The sequence below is a fragment of the Nocardia sp. NPDC058497 genome (genome assembly GCF_042720195.1).
GTDB lineage: Bacteria > Actinomycetota > Actinomycetes > Mycobacteriales > Mycobacteriaceae > Nocardia.
The window spans coordinates 1-7,229 of the sequence record NZ_JBHXMY010000301.1 but is presented as its reverse complement, the minus strand read 5'-3'; the positions used below and the strand labels follow the sequence as shown (position 1 = coordinate 7,229).

Genomic DNA, 7,229 nt, shown 5'->3' with positions numbered 1-7,229 from the left:
TCTCTCTCCGAGCGGGGGGGGTTGAGCGTTTTTGTTGAGACCCCCCACTGGGGCCCCCGCTGGTGGGTGTGTCCGCCCCCCGCCGGGTTTTTCCCCCCCGCGGGCGGCGGTGGCTACACCAGAACCGTGCCGGAATCCGAAGTGCTGAACGGACAAGAAACTTGTCCGTTGCACCCTCCGGGTTGTCACCTCGTGGACACTGGAGACGTGGTAGCAAACAGAGGAGCTGAGCGTGTGGCCGTCGCCGCTCGCGTCGCCGAGCAGCGGGTACTCGCCGGCCACACACAGGCCAGCCTTGCGGAGGCGGCGAAGGTCTCGGAATCGCTGATCAAGAAGGTCGAGCAGAAGAGGGCTAGCGCCACACCGGCTTTCATCTCGGCTGTCGCGAAGGCGTTGCGGATCTCGCCGACCGAGCTCACCGGGCAGCCCTATGCGCCAGTGGAATCAGCCGACGCGGTCGTGCATGGCGCGGTAGCGGTCCTACGCACCGAGCTGGCCGCTTACGACATCGACGACGAGCGCGTCTCGGAGGTGCGCCCGGTGGCCGCGCTCGTCCGAGAGGTCGAGCTAGTGTGCACCTGGCGGCGGTCGGCGTCCTTCCACAAGCTCGGCGACGCGCTGCCCGGCCTGCTCGGTGAGGTGCGCGCCGCGGTGCACCGGTGGACCGGTCCCGACCGAGACCGGGCGCTGGTGATGCTGTGCGAGCTCTATTACTCGGCGCACTCGCTCGCCTACAAGCTGGGCTACCCCGACCTCGCGGCACTCGCGGTCGACCGGATCGGTTGGGCTGCAGGCGAAGCAGACAACCCACTGTGGCGAGCGGTCGCGCAGTTCCAGCGCGGCGCCCTGCTGACCTCGGGCGGCGACTGGAACGCGGCCTTGTCATTCCTCGACCGGTGCCGCGGCCAAATCGAGCCACGGCTCGGCGCCGGCGCCCGTGACGATCTGATCGCGTGGGGCGGCCTGCACCTGCAGTCCGGTCTGGCCGCGTCCCGGTCCGGGCGCCGCTCGCTCGCCGATGATCACCTCGTTGAGGCGCGGGAGACGGCGGCGCGGCTCGGTGACGACCGGGACCGCATCCTCAGTTTCGGCCCGACCAACGTGGGTATCTGGTCGGTCGCGCTGGCGGTTGAGGCGATGGACGGGACCGAAGCGCTCACCCGGGCGCGCACTCTCGTCATCCCGGACGGGTCGCCGAGCGAGCGCGTCGGGCACCACTTCATCGACTTGTCGCGCGCCTACCTGCTGCACGGGGACCGGCGGCGCGCATTTGACGCGCTGCTCAGCGCCAAGCGGATCTCACCGGCGCAGACCCGCTACAACCCGATGGTTCACGAGACCGCGCGTGCGATCGCCCGCGCCGAAGCGCGCGCAGTCGATAGCGTGCACGGGTTCGCGGTGTGGCTGGGGATCGCCGAACGGCTCTAGGCGGGAAGGCCTTTCGCGGGCGCGTCGCCGAGGAACTCGACGCGGGCCGAGTCGACGAACTTGCTGCGGCCATCGAGGAACGCGCGCGTGTGCGGCTGCTGCTCGTGCGCCTCGAACGCGGCGCGGTCGGCGTAGACCTCGTAGAAGATCCGCGACAGCGGTTCGCCGTCGACGGTGTGGGTGGCGTAGACCAGCGTGCCGGGCTCGTGCTCGGTGATCTGGGCGACGAGGTCGGCGACCACCTGATCGAAGGCGTTGGCGGCGTCCTGGTCGATGAGCGTGAATTTCACGACGAGTGCGAACATGCGCCTGACGGTAGCGTGCCCGAGCCCGTCTCGAGGGCCGAGCCGGGGCACTGCCGTGGCCTCCTGGGGGATTTGCCGCCAGGGCGAGGTCCACGTTACCGGGGAAGCGGCTCCGGTTCGGCGCGCGATCGAAACCCACCGGAGCGGGGACACTGGCAGTTGGTGAGGTATGGGGGAGGGATGTTCGATGCGACCAGGTTGGGCGATGTTGATTATTGCCGCGGGCCAGGCGTGCGTTGGTGTGGTCGTAGGTCTTGCACTGGGAGTTCGGGCGTTGCCGTTCGGAGATTGGATGTGGAAGGTGTTGGGCGGCAGCCGAGTTGTGGCTGACGGATCGGTCGGCTACTGGTCGATGTGGCTGATCATCGTCATTGTGCCGCTCGGTGTCGGTGGTCTACTCGCGCTGTGGCGCATGACGCGGTGGTTCGGGCTCGGTGTACTGGGATCTTTCGCTGTCACGGGTGTTCCGGCGGTGCTGTTGTCCATGTTGTTTCATCTCGTAGGGCTACCGGTGCCGACGCCCACGTGAACCGCGCATGCGCCTGCAGCCAGAACTGATTGCCGGACGACGCGGCAGCACTGAAGACGCTGAGCTAGGGGAGTCCGAACGGGTCATTCTGCGAAGGGCGGCTGTCCAGCGGTGCACGTGGTGTCCGGTTCGGGGATCTGCAGGTCGATGAGGTACTGCTCGCGGAGTGTGGTGGCGCATTCGCCGGTCGGCTCGTGGCCGAAGCCGTCGGTGATCACCACCAGTCGCGCCGTGCCCATTGCCTGCGCTGCGGGGCGGGCGGAGGTTACCGGGTCGCCGGGTCGAAGCGGTTGTTGAGCAGCAGTGCGGGCACCGGTGACTGCTGGGTCCAGGGGCCGGTGAACCGCTGTGGGTAGCCGGTCTCGGGTGTTGGCCACGCGGCGCAGGGCTGTCGCAGGTAGAGCCAGAACGGTCCGTACACGGGGGCGCGCTGGGCGCTTTCCTGCGCGAATTCCGGCCATTGATGTGGTTGCCGCGTGAAGGTGTTGTCCGCACAGGAGATCGCCACGAAGGAATCCAGGAAGTCGCCGGTCATTCCGACGGCGGCCAGAATTTCGCGCACCACGCCGGGGTGGCCTGCCGAACCGAGCTCGAGTTCGGTCAGCAAAGTGGCCAGTGCCGGCCGCCCTCGGGAGGGGCTGTACAGCAGCAGGGCGTGCGCTTGGACGATTTCGCTGTAGGTCACCGACACCGACTCGCTGCCTTGCCCGACTTGAATCGGCGCCATTTTCGACCGGTCGAGTACGGCGGTGTCGCGCGCCCGAAGATCGGCGGTACTCGACTCCGGCGAGCCTGCGAACGCGCAGTGTCGGGGTCCGGCGGTTGCGCACAGGCGGAAGAATTCGGTGAGTACCTCTTCGGTGCCCTGTGCCGTGTCGGCGACGTGGGAGCGGGTGTCGCTGGTGTAGGCGTCGGGATCGACGATCGAGGAAAGCTGCAGGGCGCGAACACGATCGGGGAACAGCGTGCCGTACACGATGCCCAAGTAGCTGGCGTAGGAGCTGCCTTCGTAGGTCAGCTTCGCTTCACCGACCGCGCGCCGAAGTAGATCGAGATCGCGGGCGGCGTCGACGGTTGTCAGGTGGGAGATCAGCTCGCCGCTGTTGGCCGCGCAGCCGGCTGCCAATTGTCGACTGGCATTCTCGGTGCTGTCTTGTTGCCGGGCGTCGGTCGGAGGGATGGCGATGTTGCTCCAGAATTCGCTCTGGGCCGCCGAACTCGGGAAGCAGCGGACGGGGGCGCTTCGCCCGACTCCACGCTGGTCGAAGGTGATCACGTCGAACTGCCGACTCAGTTCGCCGGGAAACAGTTCGCCGTCGGCGGCCCAGTCGATTCCGGATCCACCCGGTCCACGCGCCGCGGTGAACAAGGTACCGATCCGGCGCGTCGGGTCTGATGCAAGCTGGCGGAGAATCGCGAGCTCGATGGTCGGTCCATCGGGGCGGGCGTAGTCCAATGGCACAGGCACGCTTGCGCATTCGTATCGCCGAAGGGCTTCCTCCGCACACGGCGTCCATGAGACGCGGGGAGTGGGTACGGCATCGGCCTGCGCGACCAGCTCCGCGACGTTATTGCCCGCGCCGGTCGGAGCCTGGTCGATCGACGTGCAGCCGCCGGCGACGAGAGCCAGCGCGGCGAAGGCACCGCAGACGATCGATTTCGGAGTTGGCATGCGAACAATGGTCATGCCTGGCGCTCACGGTGTCGTCCCCCATTCGGGGGATCGGAACCCTGAGATCGCGTGGCCGCCTAGTGGGCACAGGGCACCTGTCACAAGAACGCGAGCACCGGCGTCTTGTGTGCGTTGACCACATCCACCCAGCAGGGAGAGCGAGACATGAACGCACACAAGAAGGTTGCACTGGTTACCGGCGCGAATAAGGGGATCGGGCGTGCGACCGCCGAACAATTGGCAGCTCTGGGCATGACGGTGCTGGTCGGCGCTCGAGACGCGCGGCGTGGCGAGCAGGCGGCCGAGGAGTTGCGTGCGGCGGGTGGTGATGTGCACGCGTTGACACTGGACGTCACCAACCCGGCCACCGTTGCGGAGTCGGCCGAGGTGATCGACGAGCGTTTCAGCAGGCTCGACATCCTGATCAACAACGCGGGCATCACCGGCTCAGGTCAGGTATCGCCCGACCAAGCCCACGATCAGATCCCCAGCACCGTCGATTTGGACATGGTCAGGGCGGTGTTCGAGACCAACGTCTTCGGCGTGATCACGGTGACCAATGCGATGCTGCCGCTGCTGCGCCGCTCCTCGGCGGCGCGCATCGTCAATGTCAGTTCGCACGCCGCCTCGATGACCCTCCTCAGCGATCCGGATGGACCCTTCGCCGGGTTGCTGCCGTCGGCGGCGTACACGCCGTCCAAGTCCGCCCTCTGCGCATTGACCGTGCAGTACGCCAACGAACTCCGCAAGGACGGCATCCTCGTCAACGCCGTCGCGCCCGGGTACGTCGACACCGACAGCAACAACCACACCGGATTCCTGACGCCCGCGCAGGGCGCCGCGGTGCTCATCCGATTGGCCACGCTCGCCGATGACGGGCCGACCGGCGGATTCTTCGGTGAGGACGGTCCGCTGCCCTGGTAATCAGCAGCGCTCATCTGAGCGGCTGCTTTCAGGATTCGCGGGCGGCGATCGCGGCTTGGATTCGGCGTAGGGTGCGCAGGCCCTTCTTCGCGGCCACGCTCACCATGCCGTCGAAGACTGTCGAGCCGCGGTCGTGCGCCATCAGCCGTTCCAGCGTCGGCACGGCACGATCGTCGCCGGTCGAACCGAGTGCGACTGCCGCCCAGTATCTTTGGTCCGGGTCGTCGCTGGCGGCGGCCTCGCACAGCCTCGGGATGATGTCCGGGGTGAAGGTGGCCAGCGCGCTGGCGATATAGCCGATGCGGTAGTACCGGCGGTTGTCGAATTCGTCCCAGAGTGCGGCCAGGGCGGCGTCGCCGCCGATGCGGCCGAGGGCCTCGGCGGCACGTTCGCGCATGCCTGCGATCGGGTCGCGCAGTATGGGCGTGAGCGCCGGGACCGCCGATTCGTCGCCGAGGGTGCCCAGCGCGATCACCGCTTGCTCGCGGGCCATCTGTTGTGGGTGGTCGAGCAGGGCGAGCAAGCCGGGAACCGCGTCGCGGAAGCCGAGCGCCGCGCAGCCCATCGCGGCCCAGGCTTGGCAGTTGTACCGGGTGTCGGCCAGTGACGCGAGCAGCGGTGCCTTCAGGGTGTCGTCGCCGAAGACCGCGGCCCGGTTCAGGGCCCGGCTGTACAGCGACCGGTGGTAGTCGGGATAGTCGCGGACGAGCGCGCACAGCGCTTCCTTGGCCGATGCGTCGCCGTCGGTAGCCCGCGCGAGCAGGAGCCGCAGATTTTCCTCGCGGGTCTCGAGGTCACCGTCTTTGAGGAGTCGCGCGTCAGCTGGGTTCACCGCGCAACGGTACCTGGGGGTACACCCCCGACTCGTGCCACCGCTCTGATCGGAGCTCCGTCCGCTCCACTGAGCCGGAGCGGGAACAAGGAAACCTCGATCGACGCGCCTGCCGACTGGGCGGCCAGCAGTCGGTCCAGGTTGGTGAGGTTCTCGGCGATCACCGCGTGCGCCCCGCACAGGATCCGGTGCGCGGGCAGGTCGAGATCCTCGGCTTCGGACAGGTCGATGCTGGGCGCATCGATGCCGATGGTCCGGATCCCCGCGTCCACCAGCATCTGTGCGGCATCCGGGCCAAGGCACGGGTGGGCGAGGTAGTCGTCGGTACCCCAGTGGGCGGACCATCCGGTGGCGATCAGCACGATCGAACCCGGGACGAGATCGATGTCGAACACGTCGACTCCGATCACACCTCGCGCCGGAACAGCCCGCGCGTCCACGACCTGCGCGGGCCCGGTGAAGTGTTCGAGGGGAAGCTCGTCGAGCGTCGGCAGACTGTCGTCGAGATGGGCGGGAGCGTCGACATGGGTCCCTGTCTGCGATCCGAGGTGAACACCGAGCACGTTCACCCCGTCGGCCGCGACTCGAAGTGCCGGTTCCAGCAGAACTTCCGGGTCGCCCGGATACACCGGCATCCCGGTGTGGATCGGCAGGGTCAGGTCGATCAGGGTCATGCGGCGGGCTCGGGCGACGGCGGGGTCGCCACGACCTGGTCACTGTCAGGCTCGTCGGCCTCCGGTTCGGTGGCCGCGTCGATCTGCTCACCGATATAGCGGATGACCACCGCGATCATCGCGACGACCGGCACCGCGAGGAACGCGCCGGTGATGCCGTAGAGCGAGCCGCCCGCGGTGACCGCGAGCAGCACGATGACGGCGTGGAGTTCCATGCTGCGGCTCTGCAGGACCGGTTGCAGCACATTGCCTTCCAGCTGCTGCACCGCGATGACGACGCCGAGCACGATCAGCGCCGTGGTGAACCCGTTGCCGACCAGCGCGACGAGGACGGCGAGCGCACCGGCGACGAAAGCGCCGACCATCGGGATGAATCCACCGATGAAGGTGATCACCGTCAGCACCAGCGCCAGCGGAACATCGAGGATGAACAGCGCCACGCCGATGCAGACGGCATCGACCAGGCTGACGATCGCCTGCGTGCGGATGAATCCGCCCAGGGTCGCCCAGACCCGTTCCAGGACGGCTTCGACGTGGCGGCCGCTGCGGCTGCCGAACACCGTGTGCATCCAGGGCAGCAGGCGGGTGCCGTCCTTGAGGAAGAAGAACACCAGCACCACGACCAGGAACACGGTGATCAGGACCGATGTCGCGGTACTCACGCCGGTGAACACGCCGCTGGCGATCTGCGCGCCGCTGGACTGCAATCGCCCCACGATCGCCTCGACCGCGGAATCGAGTTGCTCGTCGCGGATGCGCAACGGCGGACCCTGGGTCCATTCGCGGACCTGGGTGTCGGCCCCCGGGGGGCGGGGGGGCGGGTGGGGTGGCGGCTGGGGCCCCCCCGGGCTCAAGAGCGCCGCGA

Annotated in this window: 7 protein-coding genes and 1 pseudogene; 3 read left to right on the top strand and 5 right to left on the bottom strand. The window is 67.9% G+C overall.

The window, feature by feature from the left end:
* Positions 1–234 precede the first annotated feature (234 nt).
* Complete coding sequence (locus ACFWPJ_RS19875; RefSeq protein ID WP_378853375.1) at positions 235–1,428, top strand: helix-turn-helix domain-containing protein; 1,194 nt, start codon at positions 235–237, stop codon at positions 1,426–1,428.
* Here the strand turns inward: ACFWPJ_RS19875 and ACFWPJ_RS19870 are convergent.
* Complete coding sequence (locus ACFWPJ_RS19870) at positions 1,425–1,733, bottom strand: putative quinol monooxygenase (RefSeq protein ID WP_378853373.1); 309 nt, start codon at positions 1,731–1,733, stop codon at positions 1,425–1,427. The two genes, ACFWPJ_RS19875 and ACFWPJ_RS19870, sit on opposite strands and share 4 nt — an antisense overlap.
* Before the next feature lie 205 nt (positions 1,734–1,938).
* Between ACFWPJ_RS19870 and ACFWPJ_RS19865 the strand changes: the two genes are divergently transcribed.
* Positions 1,939–2,262, top strand: a complete 324-nt coding sequence (locus tag ACFWPJ_RS19865; protein WP_378853371.1) for a hypothetical protein — start codon at positions 1,939–1,941, stop codon at positions 2,260–2,262.
* Between the two features lie 83 nt (positions 2,263–2,345).
* Here the strand turns inward: ACFWPJ_RS19865 and ACFWPJ_RS19860 are convergent.
* Positions 2,346–3,934, bottom strand: a pseudogene (locus ACFWPJ_RS19860) (alpha/beta hydrolase).
* A gap of 165 nt (positions 3,935–4,099) precedes the next feature.
* Between ACFWPJ_RS19860 and ACFWPJ_RS19855 the strand changes: the two are divergent.
* On the top strand, positions 4,100–4,858 hold the full coding sequence (locus ACFWPJ_RS19855; protein ID WP_378853369.1) for an SDR family oxidoreductase: 759 nt from the start codon (positions 4,100–4,102) through the stop codon (positions 4,856–4,858).
* Between the two features lie 28 nt (positions 4,859–4,886).
* Here ACFWPJ_RS19855 and ACFWPJ_RS19850 read toward each other — a convergent pair whose 3' ends face one another.
* The 3 genes from ACFWPJ_RS19850 to ACFWPJ_RS19840 form a co-directional block, all read right to left on the bottom strand.
* On the bottom strand, positions 4,887–5,690 hold the full coding sequence (locus ACFWPJ_RS19850) for a HEAT repeat domain-containing protein (protein WP_378853367.1): 804 nt from the start codon (positions 5,688–5,690) through the stop codon (positions 4,887–4,889).
* The gene (locus tag ACFWPJ_RS19845; RefSeq protein ID WP_378853365.1) at positions 5,687–6,364 is read right to left on the bottom strand and encodes a cyclase family protein; all 678 of its coding nucleotides are present in this window, start codon (positions 6,362–6,364) and stop codon (positions 5,687–5,689) included. The genes ACFWPJ_RS19850 and ACFWPJ_RS19845 overlap by 4 nt, the downstream gene beginning before the upstream one ends.
* Positions 6,361–7,229, bottom strand: an 869-nt coding sequence (locus ACFWPJ_RS19840) for an AI-2E family transporter (protein ID WP_378853363.1), incomplete at its 5' end; no start/stop codon positions are given. The genes ACFWPJ_RS19840 and ACFWPJ_RS19845, both read right to left, overlap by 4 nt.

What these genes read in the sequence shown, in the direction of transcription:
- ACFWPJ_RS19870 (WP_378853373.1), bottom strand. Translation starts at nt 1,733, where the DNA reads ATGTTCGCACTCGTCGTGAAATTCACGCTCATCGACCAGGACGCCGCC.
- ACFWPJ_RS19865 (WP_378853371.1), top strand. Translation starts at nt 1,939, where the DNA reads ATGTTGATTATTGCCGCGGGCCAGGCGTGCGTTGGTGTGGTCGTAGGT.
- ACFWPJ_RS19855 (WP_378853369.1), top strand. Translation starts at nt 4,100, where the DNA reads ATGAACGCACACAAGAAGGTTGCACTGGTTACCGGCGCGAATAAGGGG.
- ACFWPJ_RS19845 (WP_378853365.1), bottom strand. Translation starts at nt 6,364, where the DNA reads ATGACCCTGATCGACCTGACCCTGCCGATCCACACCGGGATGCCGGTG.